Source organism: Streptococcus oralis, from assembly GCF_002386345.1.
GTDB lineage: Bacteria > Bacillota > Bacilli > Lactobacillales > Streptococcaceae > Streptococcus > Streptococcus oralis_S.
Genome location: NZ_CP023507.1, coordinates 1213416 through 1240060 on the forward strand (window position 1 = coordinate 1213416; position 26645 = coordinate 1240060).

At 40.9% G+C, this 26645-nt stretch carries 14 protein-coding genes; all 14 read right to left on the bottom strand.

The annotated features are described in order from the left end of the window. Positions 1 to 40: 40 nt before the first annotated feature. Positions 41 to 2077 carry a glycine--tRNA ligase subunit beta gene (gene glyS, locus CO686_RS06125; RefSeq protein WP_049550338.1) on the bottom strand — a complete coding sequence of 679 codons (2037 nt, stop codon included), beginning with the start codon at positions 2075 to 2077 and terminating at the stop codon, positions 41 to 43. Positions 2078 to 2287: 210 nt separating this feature from the next. Continuing rightward, positions 2288 to 3205 (bottom strand): glycine--tRNA ligase subunit alpha, encoded by a 918-nt coding sequence (gene glyQ / locus CO686_RS06130; protein ID WP_000038733.1) that lies wholly within the window; start codon positions 3203 to 3205, stop codon positions 2288 to 2290. Between the two features lie 208 nt (positions 3206 to 3413). Then, positions 3414 to 3785, bottom strand: a complete 372-nt coding sequence (locus tag CO686_RS06135) for a GFA family protein (RefSeq protein WP_000912017.1) — start codon at positions 3783 to 3785, stop codon at positions 3414 to 3416. 319 nt (positions 3786 to 4104) lie between these two features. Next, the gene (locus tag CO686_RS06140) at positions 4105 to 8616 is read right to left on the bottom strand and encodes a S8 family serine peptidase (protein WP_096753621.1); all 4512 of its coding nucleotides are present in this window, start codon (positions 8614 to 8616) and stop codon (positions 4105 to 4107) included. 289 nt (positions 8617 to 8905) lie between these two features. Continuing rightward, a complete protein-coding gene (locus tag CO686_RS06145; protein WP_049550336.1) occupies positions 8906 to 9748 on the bottom strand; it encodes an aldo/keto reductase in 843 nt (280 codons plus the stop codon). Between the two features lie 81 nt (positions 9749 to 9829). After that, positions 9830 to 11221 (bottom strand): peptidoglycan-N-acetylglucosamine deacetylase PgdA, encoded by a 1392-nt coding sequence (gene pgdA, locus CO686_RS06150; protein ID WP_049500835.1) that lies wholly within the window; start codon positions 11219 to 11221, stop codon positions 9830 to 9832. 102 nt (positions 11222 to 11323) lie between these two features. Then, entirely contained in the window at positions 11324 to 13051 is a 1728-nt protein-coding gene (gene ezrA / locus CO686_RS06155; protein ID WP_049550335.1) for a septation ring formation regulator EzrA, read from the bottom strand. Between the two features lie 80 nt (positions 13052 to 13131). Next, entirely contained in the window at positions 13132 to 15078 is a 1947-nt protein-coding gene (gene gyrB, locus CO686_RS06160) for a DNA topoisomerase (ATP-hydrolyzing) subunit B (protein WP_049500713.1), read from the bottom strand. A gap of 13 nt (positions 15079 to 15091) precedes the next feature. Continuing rightward, complete coding sequence (locus CO686_RS06165; protein ID WP_008278047.1) at positions 15092 to 15655, bottom strand: HAD-IA family hydrolase; 564 nt, start codon at positions 15653 to 15655, stop codon at positions 15092 to 15094. A gap of 460 nt (positions 15656 to 16115) precedes the next feature. After that, positions 16116 to 20843: a glycoside hydrolase family 70 protein gene (locus CO686_RS06170; RefSeq protein WP_096753622.1), complete on the bottom strand. Its 4728-nt coding sequence runs from the start codon at positions 20841 to 20843 to the stop codon at positions 16116 to 16118. Between the two features lie 86 nt (positions 20844 to 20929). Further along, positions 20930 to 21793 (bottom strand): helix-turn-helix domain-containing protein, encoded by an 864-nt coding sequence (locus tag CO686_RS06175; protein ID WP_000909920.1) that lies wholly within the window; start codon positions 21791 to 21793, stop codon positions 20930 to 20932. 371 nt (positions 21794 to 22164) lie between these two features. Further along, positions 22165 to 22719, bottom strand: a complete 555-nt coding sequence (locus tag CO686_RS06180) for a DJ-1 family glyoxalase III (RefSeq protein ID WP_049549834.1) — start codon at positions 22717 to 22719, stop codon at positions 22165 to 22167. Positions 22720 to 22729: 10 nt separating this feature from the next. Next, the gene (locus CO686_RS06185) at positions 22730 to 23953 is read right to left on the bottom strand and encodes an FtsW/RodA/SpoVE family cell cycle protein (protein ID WP_096753623.1); all 1224 of its coding nucleotides are present in this window, start codon (positions 23951 to 23953) and stop codon (positions 22730 to 22732) included. A 5-nt stretch (positions 23954 to 23958) separates the two neighbouring features. After that, complete coding sequence (locus CO686_RS06190; RefSeq protein ID WP_436404988.1) at positions 23959 to 26448, bottom strand: bifunctional DnaQ family exonuclease/ATP-dependent helicase; 2490 nt, start codon at positions 26446 to 26448, stop codon at positions 23959 to 23961. Positions 26449 to 26645 lie beyond the last annotated feature (197 nt).

A 26645-nucleotide genomic window follows, 5' to 3' on the forward strand; every position in this document is an offset into this window, starting at 1 on the left:
TCTTCTCCTTTGTGATAAGATACAGTTCGTTTGACTGAGTTTATTTAGTATTAATTTGGTTGAAACGAGCAAGTTTAGCTGCTTTCTTGGTTAGTTGCGACAAGATAGCCAAACGATTTTGTCGAACAGTCTGATCTTCAGCCATTACCATAGTATTTTCAAAGAAAGCATCAATAACTGGACTAAGCGCAAAGAGTTGTTCTAATTGCTGACTTGCAGCCCCTGACAAAACAAGAGATTCTACAGCTTCTGCCAAGGCTTTCTCTTCTTCATTCTCAAAGAGAGCAGGATCAACAGTATCAGTTCCTTCGGCTTTTTCAGCCAAGTTGAAAGCACGAGAGAGGGATTCGACAGATGGTTTGAAATCTTCTTTCTTGCTTGCTTCGACAAGAGCACTTGCTGCTTCTAGCATATCTGCCACAACAAAGTTTGAACTTGCAAGAACTGCTTCCTTGATATCTTTTAGAGTAGAACCCATCATCTTATCAACACGAGCCTTGATAAAGTCCATGACCTCTGCTTTATTTTCATAAGTCAAGCTGTCAAATTTCAAACTGTAAAGGCTATCAATCAACTCATCCATAGCAATGTGCCAACCAAAAGCATCCAAGATACGAACCACACCTTGCGTCGCACGACGAAGGGCATAAGGGTCATTAGAACCTGATGGAATCAAGCCTACTGAGAAGAAACTCAAAATCGTATCCAATTTGTCTGCGATGGCTAGAATGGCTCCCACCTTACTCTCTGGAAGAGCTCCTTCAGCAGCTGTCGGCATGTAGTGTTCACGAATAGCAGCCGCAACTGCTGGAGTTTCCCCAGCAAGGAGGGCATATTTCTCACCCATAATCCCTTGGAGCTCATCAAACTCACCAACCATCCCCGTCAACAAGTCAAACTTGTAAATGGCTGCTGCACGAGCAAGGTCAACTGTTTCATCCACTGACAAGCCAGCTTTTTCTGCCAAGAGAATGGCAATCTGACCAGTACGAATCATGTGTTCACGAAGAGAACCAATCTTTTCGTGGAAGGTCACATGGTTCAATTTTTCAACAAGGTCAGAAATAACCAATTTTTGGTCCTCACGCCAGAAGAATTCTCCGTCTTCCAAGCGGGCAACCAAGACTTTTTCATTTCCCTTGATAACATTTTCCAAATGCTCTGCGTTTCCGTTACGGACTGAAATGAAGTTTGGCAAGAGTTTACCGTCTTGATCACGGACAACGAAGTAGCGTTGGTGTTCCTTCATCGAAGTCACCAAGACCTCTTCTGGCACTTCAAGGTATTTGGCGTCAAAACTTCCCATGAAGGCAGTTGGGTATTCAACCAAGTTCAAGACTTCATTAAGCAAATCCGCATCAATTTCGATACCTACACCATGTTCAGCTTCGATTGATTTGATTTGGTCAACAATCATTTGCTCACGTTCACGAGGATCCGCGATTACAAACTGCTTACGAAGATCTTCTTCATAGCTCAATGCTGACTGAATCTTAGTTTCTTGTCCCAAGAAACGATGACCGCGGCTTACACGACCGCCCTTGATATCAAGGAAATCCAAGTCAAACTCTTGCTCGTCCAAGAGAACTGTCAAAGTGTGTACAGGGCGGATGTATTCAAAGGTGTTGTTAGCCCAGTGCATGCTGACAGGGAAAGTCAGTGACTTCAAGACGTCTACTACACCTGGAACAATGGCTTCAACTGCTTGACCCACTTCTTCCTTGGTAACATAGACGTATTCTTCACCCTTGATTTCACGGAATTCGATATCTTCAACTGTCAATCCTTTTCCACGGACAAATCCTTGGGCTGCTTTGGTGAAGTTTCCATCACTATCCAAAGCAATTTTCTTTGCTGGACCCTTGAAATCTTCTGTCAAATCAGACTGTTTGTCTGCAAGACCAGTCACACGAACAGCCAAACGACGGGGTGTTGAGAAGGTTTGAATGTCTTCAAAGGACAGGCGGTTTTCCTTGAGGAAGGCTGCCATTTTTTCACCTAGTTGTTTTTCACTTGGGGTTACTACGTAGGCTGGTAACTCTTCAAGACCGAGTTCTACTAATAAGTTTTTTATCATATTTTTCTCCGAAAAGTATCTTTTTATTTTCCAGTTTGCCTTATGTGATTGGCACGCAAGCAACCGACTTCGTCGTTTCATTGCTAAAATTGGAGCCAAAAGTCTCCAATTTTGCCTAGTATCCTTAGCTTCACTAAGGATACCTTCATCACTGCGGCAACTGGCTCAGGGCTCACTCTGTTCGCCCATTTTCGTAATTTGTCACTCTCTTTATTCTGCGTCTTCTGCTAGGAGTTTAGCTCGTGTTGCTTCATCCAAAAGTGGGTAGCCTAGGCGTTTGCGTTCTGCGACAAAGGTTTTAGCTACGACACGGGCCAAGTTACGAATACGAGCGATATAGCCTGCGCGTTCGGTTACGGATACAGCACCACGCGCATCAAGTAGGTTAAAGGTGTGTGAACATTTGAGAACATAGTCATAGGCAGGGTGAACCAAACCTTCTTCCAAGGCGCGACCAGCTTCTTTTTCAAACTTATCAAAGTTTTCCAGCAACATTTCTTGGTCCGAAATTTCAAATGAATATTTTGAATGCTCGTACTCAGGCTGGATAAAGATTTCTCCATATTTTACACCATCAGCCCACTCAATATCGTAAACAGAGTCTACTTCTTGGATGTAAGAAGCCAAGCGTTCCAAACCATAAGTAACTTCCGCAGTCACAGGGCCAGTTGCCAATCCACCGACTTGTTGGAAATAAGTAAACTGAGTGATTTCCATCCCATCAAGCCAAACTTCCCAACCAAGACCAGCAGATCCAGTTGATGGATTTTCCCAGTTGTCCTCGACAAAACGAATATCGTGCTCCAAAGGATTAATTCCCAATTTTTCCAAAGATTCAAGGTAAAGTTCTTGAATATTTGATGGAGAAGGCTTCATGACCACTTGGAATTGGTGGTGTTGGTAAAGACGGTTAGGATTTTCCCCGTAGCGACCGTCGGCAGGACGACGTGATGGCTCTACATAAGCCGCATTCCATGGCTCAGGCCCAATAGCACGAAGGAAAGTGTAAGGACTCATTGTCCCTGCACCTTTTTCATTATCATAAGCCTGCATAAGCATACAACCTTGGTCATTCCAAAATTGTTGTAAAGTAAGGATGATTTCCTGGAAAGTCAATTTTTTAGACATTATTTACTCCTTTTTCTATAAAATACTTGCGACACGAGTCTGCCTCGTCGATTATACGAGGCAAGACAAGTTAGTACTGCGTCTAGCTCAGCACTCTAGTGCTGAGCGTGGGGCAATCCGACTGTAAGGAGGTCTCTGCCACTGACGCAGTGAAATGTTAATTTCTTAGACATTGTTTACTCCTTTAATTTATATTATCTTTTTAGCTTTATTCATCAAGCAACCAAGAAAAAGCTGGGTCCTGAAAAATATGACGTTTGGGAACAGTTTGTAAATTCTGATCGCATTCGTCTATTGTACCTAGTTTCAAAGCACAGACTTCTGGTATATTTTCTTGAGCAGTGAAAATTTGACTATGACAGTTCTGACAGTAATAGCGTTGTTTTCCTGGAGATGAACTATAGGTAACCAACTGTTCTTTTCCATGCAATACTAGGTTTTTACTACTAACTTTGGCATTCACTGTATAGGCAGACGCAGTTGCTTTCCGACAGAATGAGCAGTGGCAAAAAACTAATTCCGACAATTCCTCATCCAAAGTGTAGGTCACTGCTTTGCATAAACAAGATCCTTTAAGCATTATGCTCCTTTCTACTTAGGCATTAGACGAAATTCAAAAAGAACCGAATTTCAACACCCAAGCCTTGCGACTAGGGGCGTCAGAAACGCGGTTCCACCCTAATTTATTACTTCATTTTTTTTAAAAAAATACGACAGAAAGCGCCAGTTTCTTAGCTTGTTCTACTTGGCTCCCACTGTCCCAAGCTCGCTTGAAGAACGCCATAAGACTTTCTTTCCTAGCTAGTATTATAGCAGATTTTCTAGCTAGTGTAAACCAAAAATGAGTCTGAAAACAAAGTTCCAGACTCATTTATCAGTAAAGCTTCAGAAACTCCTGTTTAAGGATGTCTTCTTGCTTTTGGTTTTTTGCCATGTAGATTTCGCTTGGCATGTTTCAATGCTGTAATGGCATCTTTAACATCTTCTTGGCTCGCTCCTGGATCATTCAAGAGTTCCTGAGCTTCTTTAAAGGCTAGAAGATAAGCAGCTTTTTCTTTCTTATCTGCGTAGATAAATCTCGCATTTTTTTCTTGGAAAAGACGTTCATCTTTGACCAGTTTCTTCAGACTAGAGAAGTCAGTAGCTTTGCCATTTAGTTTGCTTTTAGCTGTTGCTAGGGCAATGAGAGATTGGTCAATTTGATCCTGTTTGACTTTAGGATCTACAGCTAGTAAGGCAATTTCTTGGAAGGCACGATCATAAGCTCGACGTACTTTTTCCTTGGCATTAGCATATCTTCCAGTTTTAGTCGTTGCATAGTAAGCTTTCATGGCTTCTTTCAAAGCTGCAACATTCGAATCTTTTCCATCCAAAGCCTTACCAGCAGCTTCAAGACTAGCGAGAACTCCATCAATCAATTCTTGCTTCAACTTGCTTGACAAGGCTGACCGCGCAACTTGGAAAGCTTGATCATAAGCTCTCCTCTTATCTGCACTACTATTAAAGTAACGAGATGTTTCTACCAGTTCTTTTTGTTGATTTACCAAGGCAAGCAAGGCCAACTTAGACACAACAGATAGGCGCAAAGTATTATTTCTACCGGGCTGAACGAGCAAGGAAACAAGATCTTCAAGGAGTTCATATCCATTTGGCAAGGTGACTTGTACAGCATAACGACCTGTAGCAACTTTCTTACCAAAGGCGTATTGACCGTATTTTTCAGCAGGAAGAGTGATACTTGTCCCATCTTCTCCTTTCAGAACCACAGTAGTCGTCTTTGGAACTGCTTGATTGAAGGAAACAGACACAGGTGCATATTCTAGGAGATTTGCTAGGAAGGTAATGGTTTGGAAACTATTTTCTTCCGTCAAGTCAAACTCTTGGGATAAGGCACTGATAAATTTCAATTCTGTTCGGTCATAACTGAAAATTTCTGCTGTATAATGACCAAGCTGTAAGAAATGAATCGCTTTTGTCTTGTCAACATCAACATATTGCCCCTTGCTATTTTTGATTCGATAGACGTAAAGGGTATCAATATCCTGGTTTGTTTTTGCATCCTTCAAGGCAATTTTCACTCGACCACTATTTTGATCGCGGACAAGTTCAGCAAGTGAGATATAGTCTACATTTCCTGCATAATCCTCTACAAGATAGTAAATATTAGCCTTGTCAACATCCTTAGGAAGTGTATAACTACCATCAGCATTGGCCTTAATCAGATGGGTGTTTTCAAGCGCACGAGTTCCAGACTGGTCTTTCCCAGTTAGAACCATGGTCCCTTTCTGGTCAAATGGTGTGATATAGAAGACTTTTTCTGAAAGGATACCACCTTGACCGACATCTTTTGGTTTGCGAGCTACGAATTCTTGGTTTCCATCTTTAAAGCGAATATAACCACTTGTGATGACAGGTTTTTGAGTATCAATTTGAATTTTGAAGGTCGTGTATTGTTCTTTGGCTCCTGGAACGTCTGGTGTGTAACTAATAACATAGTCATATAAACCATCTGCAACGGTATTGCCATCAAAATCCTGACCTCTCCAAGCAGTATTATCTAGAATATAACTCTTCAGATTTCTACTGTCACCATCAAAATAATTTTTACGAAGATCCTTTGCATCGCCCTCCCAAATAGGATGTTCATGCTTGGTATCCGTAGCCGCATAAACTGTTGCACGAAGATTTACAAGATTTCTCAAAGCAACCGTTTTGTATTCAACTAGGTCTTTGTTTCCATCATCGTTTGGAGAAATAGCAATACGGACATTCCCTTTTTCGTCCAACTGAAGAACATGCTTACCTTCAGCATTTTGTTCGATTCCAAGAACGGTAATTCGGCGTCCTTGGCGTTGACCTTTAGAAACTAGAAGGTCATTTTGCAAGGTTGCGAGATAGGTAGCATCATTAGAGTAATTAACGGCAGGATTTTCCTTGTCTACCTCTGTGTAAAATCCATTTTTCCCTTCTCGAACAAGATTGTAAATTGGTTTTTCGACAGCGGGGAGATTTTGGAATTCACCTCGGAAGCCCATAAATGCAAGACTCACAATATCTCCATCATCTGCTGGATCTACAAAGCGAACAAACCCTTCAAGGAAATAGCCATTTGGCATTTGTTTGCTGAGTTCAGCAGCAAATTTTCGAGCATCTACTTTAACAGTGACTGTTTGACTGCTGTGGGCTTTGACCGTCACTTCAGGCCAGACTGTCTCTGTTAATTTTCGAGGTCGAAGGGTGAATTTTCCATCTTGAACTTCGTCTGTATTGGTATTCACCACCATCTTGAGAGTACGGTCAGTATCTGAAATATTGTGTACAGTGACCTTGAAAGTAAATTGATCTCCAACATTTCCCAAAGTCACACTTGGATAACCATTTTCACCCGTTACATAGAGGTCTGTTGACACTGCAGCAGCTGTGTCCACAATACCAGAACCTTGCTGACGAGGAGAGGTATAAGTGCCTGTGTCCTTATTAACATGTGGTTTTGCAGTTGACATGATCAAGGCCTTGACAGTCTCTGATACTTGCTCAGGAGTCAATTCTGGATGGTGTTTTTGAAGGTATTCCTTAACCAGAACTGCAACACCCGTAACGTGAGGAGCCGCCATACTGGTTCCGCTGATACTACCATAGGTATTGTCATTAAAGGATGAATAGATATTGCCGCCAGGAGCTGTCACGTCCGGTTTCAATTGTCCATCGGTAGTCACTCCCCAACTTGAAAAGTCAGATAGCTGATTGGCTACATCAGAAGGACGATTATCCATCTTACCATTAAAAACAATCTTGTAGTTTCCTGATTTTAAGGCTTCACCATACTGTTTAGAAATAAATACAGAAGGAATTTTCTTTGCTTCATCATCAATAGACATATTGATGTTTGCACCTTCTACATTATTGTAGATCAAAGCACCAAGTGCACCGTGTTTTCGTGCATTTTTGATCTTCTCTGAAAAGTTCATGGCTCCACGCTGAATGAGGGCAAGTTTCCCAGTTAAATCCAACTTCGCAAAATCTTCTTCACGACCTAACCCTGCTTCGACGTATTCGTACTCTTTTCCTTTTTCAAAGTCCTTATCTGCTTCAGGTTGATTATAATCAAATTTTCCGTTATGAAGGCCGGCATTTCCCTCTAGACCTTTGACTTCAAAAACTGCTGTCGTCAATGTTTTGTTGTTGACAGAAGCAACTGAAATCGAATCCTCAACAGTGGATGGATTTCCAACCAAGCCATAGTCTGGGTTTTCAGCTAGTGGTTTTGAATAACCATTTCCGAATGTATTGCTATTTCCTGCTGAGATAAGAACAGAAACTCCCTTGGCACGAGCCCGTTTGATAGCATCGACAATATCAGAACCAGCATCGACCATAGAACCAGTGCTAGATCCCAAACTCATATTAATGGCATCTGCTCCTAAGGCAACTGCGTCATCAATCGCTTTTACATAAAGAGCAGAACTGGTCGTCTTTTGGCGATCTGAAAAGACACGCATAAACATGACTTGCGCTTCTGGGGCAACACCATAAACTTTTTCACCATTCGGTGCTTCTTTATCAGGGTTTCCAGTAGCAATCCCTGTTACGTGCATCCCATGAGAAGTTCTTTCTGCTTCTTTGATCTTATCTGTTCCGTCAAAGTAGTCATAGGCATAGACAACCTTATCACTATACCATTTACCGTAGTCGATTCCAGCAGCCTTTTTAGCTGCTTCGATGGCTTCCTTGTTTTTAAATTTTGCTTTTGACGGGTCTGAAATTCGAAGAACCTCATGATTCAAATCAAGCCCTGAGTCAATAATGGCAACAACGGTCCCTGTCCCCTTGTAACCAGCCTTCCAAGTTTTCGGTACTGTGATGATATCATTGCTTGAAAGACTATTGGGTTTTGCAGACTCAGCTTTTTCTTGTTCTTTTTCAGTAGTTGCTGTTTCTCCAGTAGTTTTAGGAGCTGTCGTTGCTTTAGCCTCTTTTTTCTCTATGGTAGAGGACTTCTCAGTAGCAGGCGCTGTACTGGTATCGACTGTTGTTTCTTTTTGAACGACACCTTGATCTACTTCTTTTGCAACTGCGCTATCTTTTCCTGATTCTTGGGCTTCAGCAGTTTTATCAACCGGAGCTTCTACCTTAGCATCTTGTTTACTAGCATCCTCTTTAGAAGTTTCAGCTTCTTGTTTCTTTCCAACTACTGGTGCTATCCCATTAGTATTGGTTTGGTCAGTTGAAGAGTTTGAGTGTTTATCGTCTTTTAGCTCTGTCTTAATTTCCTGAGTTTGAGCTTGATTTTCACCTGTACTCTGCTCATTGGCACTGACTTGACTTGCTCCAAAAACCAAAGCAGTCCCCAGTAAGACTGAAGCAAGACCAAATTTGTATTTCCGTAATGAAAAACGTTGTCGTCTATTCATAAATAATCTCCTTTTTCTTTAAAGTATACCTATTATAACGCAAATAATCATAAATTTTCATAAAAATCTGAATTGTCACAAAAATGTAATATTTACGTATATATTTTACTTATTGAATTTTATCATTCGTGTTATTTTCTCCATCAAACCAATATTTTCTAAATTTGTTCCTATATTTCAATCCATGAAATTATTTCATTATACAAACAATCTAGATTTTTTATACACAAAAAGACTAGGATTTAAAATTCCTAGTCTTTGTTATTTCAGTATAAATAGATTTTACAAACTAAAAATCCATCTCATCCACACGAGGTGCGCCCGAAGTCACTGAAATTGTCTTTAAGACTTCTCGCTCGTCATTGCTGAGTTCAATCCCAAAACAGTCGAGATTGCTCTGGATACGAGAGACTGTCACTGACTTAGGTAGGGGTAAAAAACTTTCTGCCAAACTCCAAGCCAAGGCAATTTGAGCCACTGATTTCCCATGTTTCGCAGCAATTTCTTGGACTTCTTTCTGTTCAAACAACTCTCCTTGGCCAAAAGGTCCCCAAGCCTCTAAGAGAATTCCTTTCTCTCTACAGTAGTCAACCACTTCCTCTTGATAAACTCCTGGTGCCAAGCGCACCTGATTGACCGCTGGAATGATTCTTGCTGTTTCAAGCAAGGTATCCAAATGATGGGGGAGGAAGTTACTAACGCCGATGGCACGGATTTTGCCTTCTTGGTAAAGATCCTCCATCGCTCTCCAGACTTCAGCATTGCGAGTTTTCCATTTGTCATTTTCTCTTAAAGGTTTTGGATTTGGCCAATGGATAAGGTACAAATCTAGATAATCCAATCCCAGTTTTTCCATTGATTCTTCAAATGCTTGGCGAGCTTCATCATAGCTGTGATTGGTATTCCAGAGTTTGGTCGTTACAAAGATTTCTTGTCTTGGAATACCGCTATCTCGAATAGCACGACCAACACTTTCCTCATTTTTATAGATAGCTGCAGTATCGATATGGCGGTAACCAGCCTTCAATGCGTCTAAAACAGCTTGGTAGGCTACTTCTCCATTTTCAGCTTTCCAGGTCCCAAATCCTAAAACTGGGATTGAAATTCCATTATTAAGGGTATAAGATTTCATCGTTTCTCCTTTCTATGTGAAGAAAATCTAAAGAAACAAAATCCTGATTATCAGAACACTTGCCCCTTTAGATTTTAACAATTATTGATCACGATCGTAATAGATCTCGTGAGCTTTTAAGCGAGAATTGAGCAATTCAGGAACGGTCACAAATGTATACCCTTCACCCTTTAAATACTCAATGACACTTGGTAGAGAATTAACTGAAGGACCATGGATATCATGCATGAGAATGATAGAACCATTGCGAACCTGACGTTGAATCTCTGTCAAAATGGCTGTCTCATTTTTACTCTTCCAGTCCAAACTATCCACGTCCCACATGATGAAGCTTAAATCAAGGCCGTTTCGAATATCATCAGTGATGGCACCATAAGGTGGACGCATCAGTTTAGAGCTTGATCCTAAAACTTGAGTTAACAAATCTTCTGTATCAGTGATTTGCTTTTTAGCATCTTCGAGCGAAAGTTGTGAAAGAACGGGATGACTCCAGCTGTGGTTTCCTACAACATGACCTTCTGATTTCATTCGTTTTAGAAGATTTTCATTACCTGCAATGTTTTTACCAAGTACAAAGAAGGTTGCTTTTACACCATATTTAGCTAAAGTATCCAAAGCCTGCGTGGTTGTAGTTGGATTTGGACCATCGTCAAAGGTCAAGGCTACAACTTTTTTATTTTTCTTAGCAAAGTATGCTTGGTAAAGTTCAGCATCCTTTTCTAATAGATAAGAGGACTCCAATACATCAAAGAAACTGGATATGGGCAAAGCAATTTCCTCAACAGTCTCTCCAGCATTAGCAGGATAAAGGATGATTTGACTATCCTTATAATCAAAGCTCCAAGATGTCAATTCTTGGTCTGTGAAGCTCTTTATAACTTGATCAATTTTTGCCTGGTCAAGTTTCTTATCTTCTAGAGTTGATTTGATTTGACTCAGTAAGAGTTCCTTAGCCTTACTTGCATCTTTGAAGAGTTTGCTGAGGTCAAAATCTTTCCCATCTTCAGTCAAGAAAATTTTCCCTAAAGAAGTCTTTTCTTTTTCTTCAACCTTTGATGCAGACAAATCGTAGACTTGCTTACTGATACTACGAGCAACAACTCCCTTTAAGACTGGGTCCAACTGCTCACTATAATAAAAAACCAAATCCTCTTTATCTTCCAGCTTTTCTTTGATATCCTGGTTGATTTTTTCTCTAACAGACGCAATGACTTCCTCTCCTTGCAGAGGGTAGTAGGCAATCACCTCAGCTTGACCTTTTCGGAAATGGTCCTTCTGACTACCTGAGTTGAATTGCTGGTCCTTTTCGCTTTTTAGCGCTTCAATTTTTTGTTCGTAAGATTGCTTTTGTAGTAGCTTATAACCAATAGCACTCCCTAATAGAATCGTAGCAACTCCTAAGATTCCAACAAGGGAAAGCAATAGCCTTCTCGTTTTATCGTGAGAAACACGTTTCGCTCTATTTTTTTTCATATTTCCATCATATCAAATCGAGGCTATTATTTCAATGATAAACAAGAATTCTGATTTCTTTTTAGAAAAATAAAAAAGCTTAGAAATATCTAAGCTTCTCGTTTAGAAACGAATCGTTTCACGTGTTTTCTCATATGAAGTTACAAAACGGTTTGTGACTCCTGGTTCAGCAACTTCCAAGGCTTGTGAAATTTTTTCAAATGACGCCTGGTAGTCAAACTCTTTTTCAAAAATTTCAAGCGCTTCGTTGAAGGCCTCTTGGATACGCTCATCAAATGAACGGTAACGGTTTGAGTATTGGAGTAGTTGTTCAGTCAAGGTTGCATATTGAACGATATCATAGGTTTCTGTTTCAAGTGCTTCCATATCATTTGTTGCGACTTCAAGAATTCGTTTAACCGATTCAATATTCACTTGTGGTTGTTCTAACTCTGCCATCAAATCTTCTGTGTTATGACTTGCAGTAAAGAAAAGTTTCAAGAAACTTTGAGGAATACCTGGCAAGTTTCTCTTCTCCATGTAACGTTTGATAGTATGCAAACGGTTCACATAGACATTTGCTTTTTGGCGAGCATTGAGGTCGTCTTTTTCAATTTGCGCAAGTCGTTCGCTAACAGAGATTTGCTCATCCTCTATATCCTTGAGGTTGCTTTGAAGCATTTCCAACTGTTCTTCAAGAACAGAGAAGGCTTGAGTTGGCTCGCCTTGGTCTTCTGTTACCTCTAAGATAGCTGTATCAAGTGCAGCCAATTCTGCTTGAAGACGACGAACATGATTGCCATCACTTTCAGGAAGAAGGTAGGTTTTAGTCAAGCGTTCAAGGTCCTGAACAAGCACCTGATTATTTTCTTTCAAGTGGTTGAGATAAGTTGGTAATGTAGCAAGAAGACTTTCAACCACTTTTTGAGCTGCAATTTCACGAGTGAAGATATCATAAAGTGCGTTGATTTCTTCTTGGATGCGATTATTTTCATACTCTGCATTGTCCAATTCCAACTGACGAATATTTTCTTGATTATTTTTCAGAGATTCATGCAAAAGTTGGAAACGAGACTCGATATCTGTTTCTGTAAAGTGGTAGTTGGCATCCAACAGCTTGCGATAGCCTTCTTCCAAATCTGCCAATTGGTCTGGCAATTCCTTTGTCAAGGTTTCAACAAGAGCTGGAATTCGCTCAACGATGTGTGTCAAAGCAAGAATATGATTTTCAGTTGAATCAAGAATTGCTGCAGCTTCAACCGGGTCACCTGATGAATTTAGGGTAACAAATTGAGAGAATTCAGATTGGATGTTTTCCAATTGCTTCTCAATCTCAGGAAGGGCCTTACCATACTTCTCTGAATCTTCTGCAACGGTATGTTGAAGGGATTCAAACAAGTCCAAGGCATGAAGGACACGGCCACTATTCTTAGATTCTTGCTTTTCAAGTTCTGAGAGAGCATTGCGAATAGCAGCAATGTCTTCTTCAATCAAGCCGATTTGGCTCTCAATCTGATCAATCTTGTGTGTTGCCTTAAAGAAACGGAAAGAATTATTGTAGCTTTCAGCTTCAAAGAGGTGATTTTCGATATCAGCAAATGAGTTCAGAGATAAATCAACCCATTTTTGATTCCATTCACGGAAGGTCACCTGACTTTGACCAATCAAGTGCATGTTTTTAACGGCCTCAACCTCATCATTTACAGGAAGGTTGTAGAGTTCTTCTTTTCTTTCTTCAAGGGCCGTTAATCTGCTTACATTACGCTTACGTAAAAAGATAGCTGTTACATAAGCTAAGATCAGAATGACTGCAATTGCAACCATTAGATAAATTAGTTGTCCATTAGACATATCAAACTCCTTTTATACTAGAAACAATCGTAATGATTATATCATATTTTTTAAACCAAGGGAACTATTTCCCACATTTTTTAGACGTCAAGTGTACTGTAAACAGCGTTTTCTTCGATAAATTCGCGACGAGGTTCTACTCGATCTCCCATCAACATATCAAAGATTTTATCTGCTTCGGCAGCATCATCTACCGAAACACGCGCCATCAAGCGATGTTCAGGATCCATGGTTGTTTCCCACAATTGGTGGTCATCCATTTCTCCCAAACCTTTATAACGTTGGATGGTTGGTTTTGAACGCCCTTCACTGTGACGTGCTAAGGCTTCTTGGAGTTTAATTTCTTGATCTGCACCAGGTTGAATGTATTCTTTAATCTCACTTCCAACTTTAACCCCATAAATCGGTGGTTGGGCAATGTAGACATAACCAGCCTCTAAGATTGGTTTCATATAGCGATAAATCAAGGTTAGCAGGAGTGTTCGAATGTGGGCTCCATCAACATCGGCATCGGTCATCAAAACGAGTTTTTGGTAACGAGCCTTAGTGACATCAATTTCTGCACCAAATCCTGTTCCCATGGCTGTGAAAAGGCTTCGAATTTCTTCGTTGGCAAGGATTTTATCCATGCTAGCTTTTTCAACGTTCAAGATCTTACCACGAATTGGAAGGATAGCCTGAAACTCACGGTTACGACCAGATTTGGCTGATCCACCAGCTGAGTCTCCTTCAACGATGAAGAGTTCGGTTTCAGCTGGGTTGTTTGAAGAACAGTCTGCTAGTTTTCCTGGCAAATTGGAAATTTCCAAACCAGATTTCTTGCGAGTGACTTCACGCGCACGCTTGGCAGCTACACGAGCCTTGGCAGCCAAAATCCCTTTTTCCACGATACGCTTGGCGATCTGTGGATTTTCCATGAGGAAATCAGAGAAGGCATCGCTGAAGAGGCGATTGGTAATCTTGACTACTTCACTATTCCCCAGTTTGGTCTTGGTTTGTCCTTCAAACTGCGGGTTTGGATGCTTAACTGAGATAACTGCAGTCAAGCCTTCACGGACATCTTCCCCTGTTAGGTTATCTTCATTGTCTTTTAGCAGTTTATTCTTGCGAGCATAATCATTGATAACACGTGTCAGCGCTGTACGGAAACCTTGCTCATGCGTACCACCTTCATGGGTGTGAATGTTATTGGCGAAACTCATGACGTTTTCGTGGTAACCGGTTGTGTACTGCATGGCTACTTCAACTGTGATATCATCCATCTCACCGTCTGTGTAGATTGGTGTATCAAAGATAACATCCTTGTTCTCGTTGATATATTCAACGTAGCTAGCAATCCCACCCTCATAGTGGTAATGTTTAGTCTGTTCGAGACCTTCACGCTTATCTGTGATGGAGATTTGAAGACCTCGGTTCAAAAAGGCTAGTTCTTGAATACGTTTGTTTAATTTTTCAAAGTCAAAAGTTGTTGTTTCTGTAAAAATCTCTGGATCTGGTGTGAAGTGAACTGTTGTTCCCGTTTTATCCGTATCTCCAACCACCTCAAGATCAGCAACAACATGACCACGACGGTATTCTTGGTAATGAATCTTACCGTTTTTATGGACATGAACATCTAGTTGAGTTGAAAGAGCGTTTACTACTGATGAACCTACACCGTGCAATCCACCTGAAACCTTGTATCCGCCACCGCCGAATTTTCCTCCAGCGTGAAGAACTGTAAAGACGGTCTCAACAGCGGGACGTCCTGTTTTTTCCTGAATATCAACAGGAATTCCACGCCCATCATCCACAACGGTGATGGAATTATCAGGCTCTATAAAGACTTGGATGTGACTGGCAAATCCAGCTAGGGCTTCGTCAATTGAGTTATCAACGATTTCCCATACTAGATGGTGAAGACCTTCTTTTGAAGTCGATCCAATATACATACCTGGACGCATACGAACAGCTTCAAGTCCCTCCAAAACTTGAATTTGACTGGCATCATAATCCTGTGCCTGTTGATTTTTGATTTCTTCTGTCATTTTTTCCCTTTTCTTACATGTCTATTGCTTGTCTCAATGTCGCAACGTTATTAAAAAGATAGGCATCTAAGCCAGCAGCTTTACCTGCTTCTACATCAATATTTCTGTCACCAATGACCAAACCAGATGTAATATGATATTTATCACGTAAATAAATCATGGACTCAGGATCTGGTTTCCGTTTAAAGCCAGAACTGGCAGTCACCACCTCGGTGAAGTAGTTCGCTATCTGGGTCTTAGCAAGAAGTTCTAGAACTTGGTCATTTCGATGAGAAACCAAGAAATGGCGGCCACCCTTGTCCGAAATGTCTTTGAGTAATTCTGGAATTCCCTCAAACAAAACTGGATGTTCTAGCTCACGCGCTTCATTTTCTTTGTAGTTCTCTAAAAAATCCTCGATATCTGGTGCAAACTTCTCGATGGCAAAAGCTGTCGAAACCTTCAAAGCTTCGTAGACACGGTCGTGTTCTTGCTCTATTCCATATTGGGCTAAGGTTTCTACAAAGGCTGCAGTAGAAGTCTCATAATTATCCAATAGGGTACCACCTAAATCCCATATATAGTCGTGATATTTCATACCCTTCATTATACCATTTTTTTATGAAAAAAGCGATGATTTCCTAGATTTTTCGGCTCTATAATTTCTATAGAGAGTAAAACACTATTGCATCGATGGAGCCTTTTTGTGAAGAATAGCTCCTCTATGAATAATAAAGCAAAATCTTTCCTATCTCAAATGTACAAATTAAAAAATAGAAACTACTAACAACCGCGTCATTATTCGCAAACGAAACGCTTTTGGATTTCCAAACTTTAAAAATAGAACCCTCATTGCTTTGAATACCACAATAGAGTGCAGAAAAAGATTATTCCAATATGGAATCTCTTGTTAATTCATTACAGTTTCCAATGATTCCATCTTTCTTTTCAATTGTAATTTATTCTCCAAACAAGCAAAAAACGATAACGTCCTTTTAAGGTGTTATCGTTTTTGTATATCATCAGATAAAGTTTGATTTTTATTGAGCTAAATTCGATTAGTTTCTTCCGAAGTTTTGACCTCTACCATCGCGGTCAAAATACATCCAACTTCCATCTTCAAGTTGAATCCATTTGCTTCGAGCCATATCTCCTGAATTGACATCGAAATATCGACTAACCCCATTCACATCAACAACTTTTCCTTTGACTTGCTTGCCGTCTTGCGTGAAATAGAGAGTCTGTTGACCAACCTGCTGCAAGCCTGTCACTGCTTTTCCAGCTTGGTCAAAATAGTACCACTCATTTTGGGAACCTTCGACAAACTTGTTGGTTGCCATCTCTCCTGAGTTAGCATCAAAGTAACGGATACTCTTATCTGAAAGTGTCACGATTTTACCCTTGACTTGCTTGCCATCTTGGTCAAAGTAAAGTGTTTGTTTGCCAATCTTTTGAAGGCCTGTCACTGCTTTTCCAGTTTGGTCAAAGTAATACCATTCGTTCTTGGCACCTTCTGCAAACTTGCCAACTGCCATTTCTCCTGAGTTAGCATCAAAGTAACGGATGGATTTATCAGCTAAAGTTACTACTTTCCCCTTGACTTGCTTGCCATCTTGGTCAAAGTAAAGTGTTTGTTTGCCAATCTTTTGAAGACCTGTCACTGCTTTTCCAGTTTGGTCAAAGTAATACCATTCGTTCTTGGCACCTTCTGCAAACTTGCCGACTGCCATTTCTCCTGAGTTAGCATCAAAATAACGGATACTCTTATCTGAAAGTGTCACGATTTTACCCTTGACTTGCTTGCCATCTTGGTCAAAGTAAAGTGTTTGTTGACCAATCTTTTGAAGACCTGTCACAGCAACTCCATCTGCTCCAAAATAGTACCAATCACTTGGGTTATCACCCTGAGCAAAACGATTGATAACAGCATTTCCTGAATCCTTGTCAAAGTAACGAAGTTTGCCATCCTTAGCACTCACAATCTTGCCCTTAACCTGATAGCCGTTTTCATCAAAGAATTGCTGTCCATCTCCTATCTTGACAAGACCTCGAGCCATAACGCCCTTGGCATCAAAGTAACGCCAGTTTTCACCATCAGTAGTGTAGTAACGGTTGAGAACTTGGGCACCAGTTTGATCATAGTAGTACTGATTACCATTTTCATCTTCACGGATAGAATCACGAAGTTGAATACCATTCTTCAAGAAATAAACGTGCTTGCCATCAATTTCATGAGCACCTGTTACAAGATAACCTCGTTTATCGAAGTAATACCAATTTCCATTTTCATCTTGGATAAAGGAATTTTTAGCTTGATAACCACTAGTTGAATAGAACTTAGTACCATTGGCATCACTAACAAATCCTGTGTAAGCATTCTTATTAACTAATTGCTTAGGCAATACGATCTCGCCATTTTTGTTAGTGAGGTAGTCGTTGCTAGCCCAGTCTTTAAGAACATAGTAAGCACCACGACCTAAGATATTGGTACCATTGAAGTACTTAGCCGACCACTTGGTAATCTTCTCATCTGTTGTCATTTTTTGACCATTGGAAATCTGTACTCGTTCAAAGATTTCTGGATATTTAGCTTTAAGCTCATCCAAGAAGGCTCCACCGTACTTACCTTGGAAATCAGTCCCATTGGTCTTACTATTAGCTACATAGAGTTTTTCCTTAATTTCTGCGCCTTCACGGTAGGTTCCATAGTTGTTGACACGTGTTGCTGTTACTACTTCCTTACCTGGTAGGTTATAGATTTGATCTGGTACCCAGTCCGCGATGGCTTGGATATTGACACTGTGAAGCGCACGGAGAGCATTGAGCAAATCTTTTAAAGAACCATATTTATTGTTCTTACTCATGGCCATATCGTAGCGGTCTTCAAAGGCATAACCATTCTGAATGATAGAATCTAAGAAAGTACCGTCTTGGCTAGATACATACTGAGGTGGTAGCTCAAATGAAGTTACTCCCCATTCCTTGAAGAGGTTGACATTTTTAGCAATGACTTTATTGGTATATTGGTCATCGCGTGTTGCAAAGTCCTGGAAGTTAGAAAATCCTTCGTAAATCAACTGAGAATCAAGGGCTGCGCTAGATTCGTAAACCTGACCACTGGCATTTTTCTTCTTGCTTGCTGTTGTACGAGCATCCTGATCTGCCTTAGCGCCAACTGGTACCCAAACAGCCAGATATCCAGAAACCTGTACATTGCTGTAGCCTGCAATATCATTCATATCAAAGGTTAAAATACCATTAGCATCTGTCTTCTTCCAGAGCGATTGCGGCACTTCTTCGTCAGTTAGATAGCGGGAAATACCATCTTTGGTCGTCAAAAGCACAGGGCGATAGTATTGATTCTTATGGGCTGCTCCCATATTGACTTGCAGTTTATCCCACGCATTTAACTTGAGGTTAGGGTTGTTTGAAGCAATAACAGCCATCCCTTGAGTACGAGTTTCTGCTGTTCCTTCATCTGTTGCTTCATTAGCACCCGTACCGTAGCGCACAGAAGTCAAAATACCATTGTAAGACCATTTATCAGCCTCACGAGGTACACCCATATAAGTGACTTTCATGTCTTGTCCACCTGCTACATACTTAATACGAGCACGCAACAAGGCATCGATAGCGTCGTGGTAAGGAGATTTTTTCTCCATGTATTGACCATCATCGGTATAGAGATCACCATAGTAGACCCGAGTGATAGAGTCTTTATTGGAGAGCATGAGAGCATGAGCAGTTGGGATGTTGAACTGCGTATATTTCTTGTCCGCCTTGCGCATATCTTCGTTGTAGATCTTGAAGGCTTGCTTGAGTTCATCCATGGTAAAGGTCAAACCATCCGTATTTGGATTGATATTTTCTCGAATGATGTCGGCAATAACAGTTTGTACTTCACTATCATGAGCCCGAACAAAGATATAGTTAGCCATTCGTTCGCCATTTTTCTTTTCAGAAGAACGGTCATTTAGACTATTTGTAATCGTTGGCTCTACTCCGCTACGGATAGATAGATTACGCATGAATGAATAAAGCAAGGACAAGCGTAGCTTGTTGTCAATTGCTAGTTGAGCACCCTTAGTATCTTTGTTGTAGTCAGGATCGTTATCAGACCAAGCTTCCAAGATAGACAAATGCTTAATAGCTTCTTCTTCACTTTCTCCAACCTTGTAGCGAGACTTGAAGTAGTCAGATGCGATTTGGAGCAAGTCTGCGTTGACATTGTCCACCGCATCGACACGAACTCCATCAAAATTAGCAGTCGGATCATTGGCTACGATGCTTCCAAAGTTCATCATAAAATGCAACCAGTTGAGTTGTTCGGCCTGAACAGCTGGATTAGAATTGTCAAAGTCGCTAGAGAGCAAGAACTCATAACCACCGTTTGACTTGTCAATGAAGTACTTAGGTGTACCTGTTTGACTAGTAGGGGTACGGTTAAGCAGACGGAACTTAGAGTCAGCATGAGAGCTCTTCTCATTATTAGTATAAAGCAAAGCTCCACCCTGCAAGTGGTCCTTTTTAGTACCAGTTGTTTCAGACTCTGACTTGATATTCCAGTTTGGCTGGGTTTTGACAAAGGCACCCATCAGCGTTCTCAACCATTTGGTATCGCCTTCTTTACCAATTTTTTCCTCAATTTTGCGCTGAACCTGCTGAGAAGCTCCTGTCAGGAGAGCTTGTTCAACTTTGTTTTCAAAAGCACCTGCTCCCAGACCTTGCTGGTTCATATAGTTGAGGTAATTAATCTGAGTACGTTTATCAGGCCACCAAGCCATCAAAAGAGGACGTAAGTCTGTTTCTGTCGAAGCCGTCCATGTTTTTCCATCTTTTAAGATGAACTTTGGACGATACCAGCTATCTGCTGTCAAATAACCGTCTACAGTTTCAATATCCTTGTCAGTCGTACCATAGAAAGCATTCTTTTGGGAGAATTCATTATTGAGACTGCTGGTTCCTTGTTGGAACTGATATTCATTTGAATCAACTAAGGCACCAGTTTCTGCATCAAAATAAAGTATTCTACCATTAAGTTCAACTGCAAAGTTCTTTTTAACTGTACCATCGTCCTGAACATAGTAATTTTTACCATCAATGGTCTTAATATGAGATAGGACATCATCATCATGGTCAGCATTTACAGGTGCAGGTTGAGCCTGATCTGCCACCATTCTTTCAGCTACTGCTCCTTGTTTTTGAGCAGGTTCGGGCAAGCGATCTTTCTTTGCAACCTTTGGATTTGCAACAATCTTGTCTTCAACAGCCGATTTTTCTCGTTTGTCGCCTTCTTGGTCTTGGGCAGTTGTTGGCCCTGCTTGTTTATTCTGCTCTGCTACTTCTGTTTTAGGAGTTTCTGTGATTGCATTAGCAGCTTTAACTTCTTCTGCAACAGCAGCCTTTTCTGTAGATGCTTCTTTCGTATCTGCTGGTTTAGCAGGCTCTTGAGCATTGGTTTGAACTGTTGCTTCCGTATTTTCTGCTGGTTTAGCAGGTTTTTCACTAGCAGCAACATCGCCTGTCACCTTGTCTGCAGGGGTTGCTTTTTCTGCTTCTTTCTCAGAAGCTACGTTAGCTTGGGCTGGAGTTTGCTGACCCGGACCACTAGTCTGAGCTGTAGCAGGTTCTTGAACCACAACCTGCTTTACATCATCCGCATGGACAACGCCTGGTTCTAGACCAAGTACCTTTGGTGCTACAATAAGGGCCAAGGTAGTCAAAGCAATGGCTACCCAGTTTTTCTTAACTTTATGCATCTTATAATGAATCTTTTTCTCCATCATAAAACCTCCTTCTGAATTTAGTATAAAGTTATGCCCTTATTCTAGTATATTTTTCAAAATGATCTTTTTTTGTTGCACATCTACAACTATGAAAGGCAAATTCTTTCAAACTGTTCTTTAAGCTTTTGGGCAACACCAAAGGAATCTAAAAATTCAAAAAAAGATAGGCATTGCTCGATATCACTGAGAGCATTAGTATTCCCGACCTTATAGGCATACAGAGCCCTATGATACTTAATCAGCGTTCGATCATATAGATCTGTTTCAGGGATTTTAGAGTGGTCGAGATAATTGAGAAACCTCATAGCAACTAGCAGATGGTTTCCTTCTATACAGACGCTAATGACATTAAGTAGCATCTTGATAATACGGCGGCGATTTTCAGGTAGGTTGTTATAAAACTGGGTACGATTGATCATCTCACTAGCGAAGGTTTCCAACGTTTCCAAGGTCATCAAATCAACACTGTTTGTAAAAAGCCAGAGTTCATAACGTCCCCACTCCTCAACAGAAAAGAGATGATCCGTCAGGAATTCTATATCCTTCTTGCTAATCTGAAAATCTGAGCAACAGGAAGACAGAAGAGCTCTGACAATGATCGTATTGAGTTTATAGTTTTTCTTCTCAGGAAACTGTTCGGTCAAAGCTTCTGAGCTTGACAAAATATTTTGGAGCTTGACAACATTGTTTTCCTGATATGCATCAGCTACTTTTTTTGAAAACAGCACATCATCTGAATCAATGTAATTATGGTAAACATACTGAAACTCCTCTAGGGAAACGGCCATATTTTTTAAACAGCAATAAAAAGAATCAAGTGTGATCCCATTAACTCCCCGTTCAAAACGGGATAGCTGAGCTACGGAAATATCACCAGCAGCTACCTCTTTCAGGGACATTTTTTTTGATTCTCTAATGACTTTGAATATTTTTCCAAATGCTTTCAACATATCACTCCCCCAGTTTCGTATATGCAAAAAATTCTTACTAATTTTAATATACTAGTAACATGTTTCAATTATATTACAGAGAAAGTACTTTATATTTCAAATTAATACAAGCAGATTAATTCGCATGATAAGACCGTTTAATATAGCATTTATTGAATATTATATCTTTTCATGAATCTATTGATTTCAGTAGAAATCTGAACTATTCTATCTAACAACTTGAAAACACTAACATTTCTAGAGATAGATTCCTTCTTATGTTAAACGAATCTTGATTGATTTATAAAAGTTTGATATAAAATCGCAAGACAATCATATGAAACATTTTTTAGACATGGAGTAAATTAAAAAACGAGAGCCGAACTCTCGTCTTACTGTTGATTTCCAAAGACATCTCGATAGAGCATGCCGTCTCGTAAACTTTCAGCATCTCCTCCTAATTGCTCTACCAATTCATAGGCAAAGGCAAGTGCGGTTGACGGTCCTCGGCTAGTTGTTAGATTGCCATCCACAACTACTGTTTGCTTTTGATAAATTCCGTCAGTAATTTGCTCCTGAACTCCGTCATAACAAGTAAAGTGCTTGTCTTTCAGGACACCTGCTTGATGAAGAGCGATTGGGGCTGCACAGATGGCAGCAATTTTCTTTCCTGCTTGGTTAAAGGCTTTAATCTGTGAAATGAGCGCTTGATTATCTCGTAGGTGAGCTGAGCCTGGCATACCACCTGGAAGAACTACCAAGTCATAGTCGGACAAATCACCATCAAAGATACGGTCAGCTTTTACCTGAATGTCATGTGACCCTGTCACCTGCTCTTCAAATCCTACCATATCACAAGAAATGTTTGCTCGACGCAAGACATCGACTACTGTCAAGGCTTCAATTTCTTCAAAACCCTGGGCTAAAATAACTGCTACTGTTGCCATAGTGGCCTCCTTATTTGATTTGTTTTAGGACGACTTTCTTTCGTTTGAATGGAACTTTTCCACTTTTCTCTTCTGCTAGATTGGTCTGGTAACTCATAGACAAGAGGAGACCGACACCGATGAGGTTACTAATAATTGCGGATCCCCCTTGAGAAATAAATGGCAGAGGAATCCCTGTCAAAGGAAGTAAGCCTGTCACGGCACCGATATTTTCAAAGATATGGAAGAGCAACATCATGATAAAACCAGTCGAAATGTAGGTGTAGAACTGGTTATTTGACCTGAGCGTAATCTTCAACATACGGTAGATGAGAAGCAAGTATAAAGCAACCACAAAGACTGAACCAATAAAGCCAAAGTCTTCAGCAATTACGGTGAAAATCATATCGCTCTCGCGTACTGGAATGAGGAGATTGGACACATTGAAACCTTGTCCAAACAAGCCACCACTTCCAATCGCAATTTGTCCCTGCGCCTGTTGATATGTTGTTGTTTGTGCAAAGTCAAAGGGATTGAGCCAAGCCAAGATGCGGTTGATCTGGTAAGTTGGCATCCCAATCTGATGCAAGAAGGCACGTCCATCCTTGCTTATAAAGATGGCCATAAAACCTACAACTGCAGTCACTCCTGTCGCAAAAACCGGAATGATGATCTTCCACGAAACACCTGAAAGGAGAACCATACCGGAAAAAATAGCTACAAAGACCAAGGCAGTCCCCAAGTCACTTTGTAGGGCTAAGAGTATCAAGACTGGTATGGTAAAGGCGATCATCCAACCAATCAGTAGGAAATCCAAGGGAATAGTCCGTCTCCATTCCTTGTGTTTTTGAGTGAATCTTACAATGGCTCGAGCCAACATCAAGATATAGGAAATCTTCATGAATTCCGATGGCTGGAAAAGTGTCGTTCCACCAATCGATACCCAGTTCTTGGCACCTGTTGACGCTACAAGATTTGGATTGTAGAAAACAAGAGGTAGGATCATCAAAGCTAGCCCTAGACCATAAAGATAGGGAGTCACCTTCCATAAAAACTCGGTATTAAAGAACATGACCACAAAACCAATGACAAGGCCCAAGGAAATCCAAGCGATTTGCTGACCTAGAATTAGTAATACATTATTTGGATAGTCATGACTAACTGCTATATAAATGGCCACTACTCCAATCACCAGTAAACAAAACACTGGTAGGAGGAGGCTATAATCGACTCGAGAGTCGAAGGAACGTTTCATATTTTTTACCTTTTCTCTTTCTTAGATTTTTCTTTCATTCTATTGCGATGGGATTGGAGAAAATCAGCTACAGCAGGCTCTAGCCGTTCTCTAGAAAGAACCTGAACAGCCCTTTCTTTTGACAAGGCCTGAGCGATTTGTTTGCCGTAACGCTTGCTGACAACACGGCTGTCTAAGATTACAGCGACCGAACCTTGGTCAGATCGTCTAACAGTACGACCCAAGGCTTGTTTTAGCCGAATGATCGCCATCGGCAACTGATAATCATAGAAAGGATTTTTCCCTTCTTGACGCAGTTCCTGGTTTAATTTTTTGGTTAACGGTTCATGGGGATTTTGGAAAGGCAATCTCGGAATCACTTGAATTACACAAGGATGGGTTGAAAAATCAACCCCTTCCCAGAAACTACCTGTTCCAAGCAAGATCTGGCGCTCACCTTTTTCAAAACGTTTTTTCAGTTGGCTTGGTTCCCCATTTTTATACTGAGCTAGATGAGGTTGGTCGAGCAGGTCCGAAACTGCCAGCAACATTTCTTTTGAGGTAAACAAGACCAATAAGGGTTCTTGAAAGGCTTGTAAGCTTCGAATGACAGAAGCCACTTCACTAGCATAGTCAACAGGTGAAACTTCGGTAACGAGAGGAAAGTCATCAATTAGATAGACTTCTTGTTGTTCCTGCTTTGCTACATCAAGCCTAACAAGTGGAGCATCTGGGAATCCCAGTAAATCTGCTAAGGAAACCCGATTGCTGATTTCAAGAGTGGCCGATACTCCTAGGAGCCTACAATCTTCTGGCAATAGGTCTGCTAGTATAAAGCGGCCTTTTTTGCTTGAACAAATCAAGACATCCTTGCTCGATTTTTCTGCTGTAGCAAGCCAAAATTCACGGTCCGACGTGAAAAAGTTTGCAGTCTCTCTATACTCTGGGAGAGCTAACTCCGAAAAATGCTGGCGCAACTCTTCAAGAGAATCCAACCACTTTCCATTCTTCAGACCTGACTGATAGTGCTCTATCAAGTAACGACATTCAAAGCCGATACTCTCAAGCAAGCGTTTCTGAACCAAATCCTCCACTGACTCCAAGGACTTTTCAATTTGAGTTACAAGTTCCTCAAGGCGGTAAGCCTGCTGGGCTAGATTTTCAAGGGCTAGCAGCATTTTTTGAGCTTCATCCAAGATCACCAAACGGTTGTCGACAAACTCTGGATTGTCTTCCAAACGAGTGACCAGATAGGCATGATTAGTCAAGAGAACGCGACTGGTCTTGGCCTTTTCCTGCCCTCGTTTCCAAAAATCCTCTGTAGCAAATAAACTTTTCTTTGAAAGCTTACCATCGTGGACTAGTTCCGGCAGAAAGTGCTGGTAGCGATAAAGCTGCCCGATTTCGTCCAAGTCACCAGTCTCTGTCTCTGTTAACCAGATGAGCAGTTGCATTTTAAAACGTGTGAAAAGGCGATTGGACTCCGGTCGATGGAGGACTCGGTGAAAGGCATCCAGTTTCAAGTAATTTTGAGGCCCCTTGAGACTATGAATTTCCAGATGGAAGACCTCTTTTAAGCGCTGACCTTCTTCTTGCATGATTTGATTTTGAAGAATTTTGGTCGGAACGCTCACTAGGATTCCAGCTTCACTCTCCGAGTTCAAAGCTGGAAGGAGATAACCATAAGTCTTGCCCAGTCCCGTTTGGGCTTGGATAAAGGAAGTTTGGTGTTCTTCCAATAATTGCTCAACCTTCTCCGCAAAATCCAGCTGCTGTGGACGTTCCTCCAGCCCCAATAAAGAAATGTTTTTAGCAAAGTCTTTGGATAACTTTTGTGGGACTAAGGCTTTGCTTTCCTTTCTGAGGAAAAGCCCATGAAGTTCCATCAAGTCGGGCGAAGATAAGAGAGATTGTTGCTGATAGACCTCCTCAATCACCAGATAACTTTCATAGAGAAGGTTGTCTGCAAGTTTTAGCAAGCTTTCTAAGAGCCCTTTTTGTAACTCAAATAGTTTTTGACGCATGTAGAGCAAGAGTTCAGCTGTTGCCTGAGCATCTGACAGGGCAGTATGGGCATGTTCCAGCTCAATGCCCAACTCTTGACAAAGGATACCTAAGTTATACTTTTCAAACTGAGGATATAGAACTTGGGCAAGCTCAACTGTATCCACCCGCGGTGTACGCAATTCATATCCTTCAAAAAAGAGAAATTCTGCAAGAAGGTTGGCATCAAACTGTACATTGTGCGCAACAAAAATACCGTCCTTAACCAATTCAAAAATTTTTCCGGCCACCTGAGAAAACTCTGGTGCCGCAGCCAAACGCTGATCGGTCAGACCCGTTAATTCTTTGATATGAGAATCCAAGGGTTCATGGGGATTGACATCGGTCGCATACTGATCAATGATTTCACCATTCTCAATCACCACAATGCCTACTTGAATAATTTTTGCCTTGCTTCCGGTGCTGGTCGCCTCTAAATCAACGACCACATACCGATCATTTCTCGCATTCATCATTAAAAATTATATCAAAAAAAGCATGATTTGACACCCCTCAACTTTGATAACAATCTCGCTTTCCTTGCGAGTTTGAGTAAAAATCAAGACCTTAAAAGTGAGAATTTCACGCAAGTTCAGCAGTTGGTCGCTAGTTCTGAGGTATTTGAAAACCTTATCAACAAAGCTACATCAACATAAAAAGGCAACCAAGG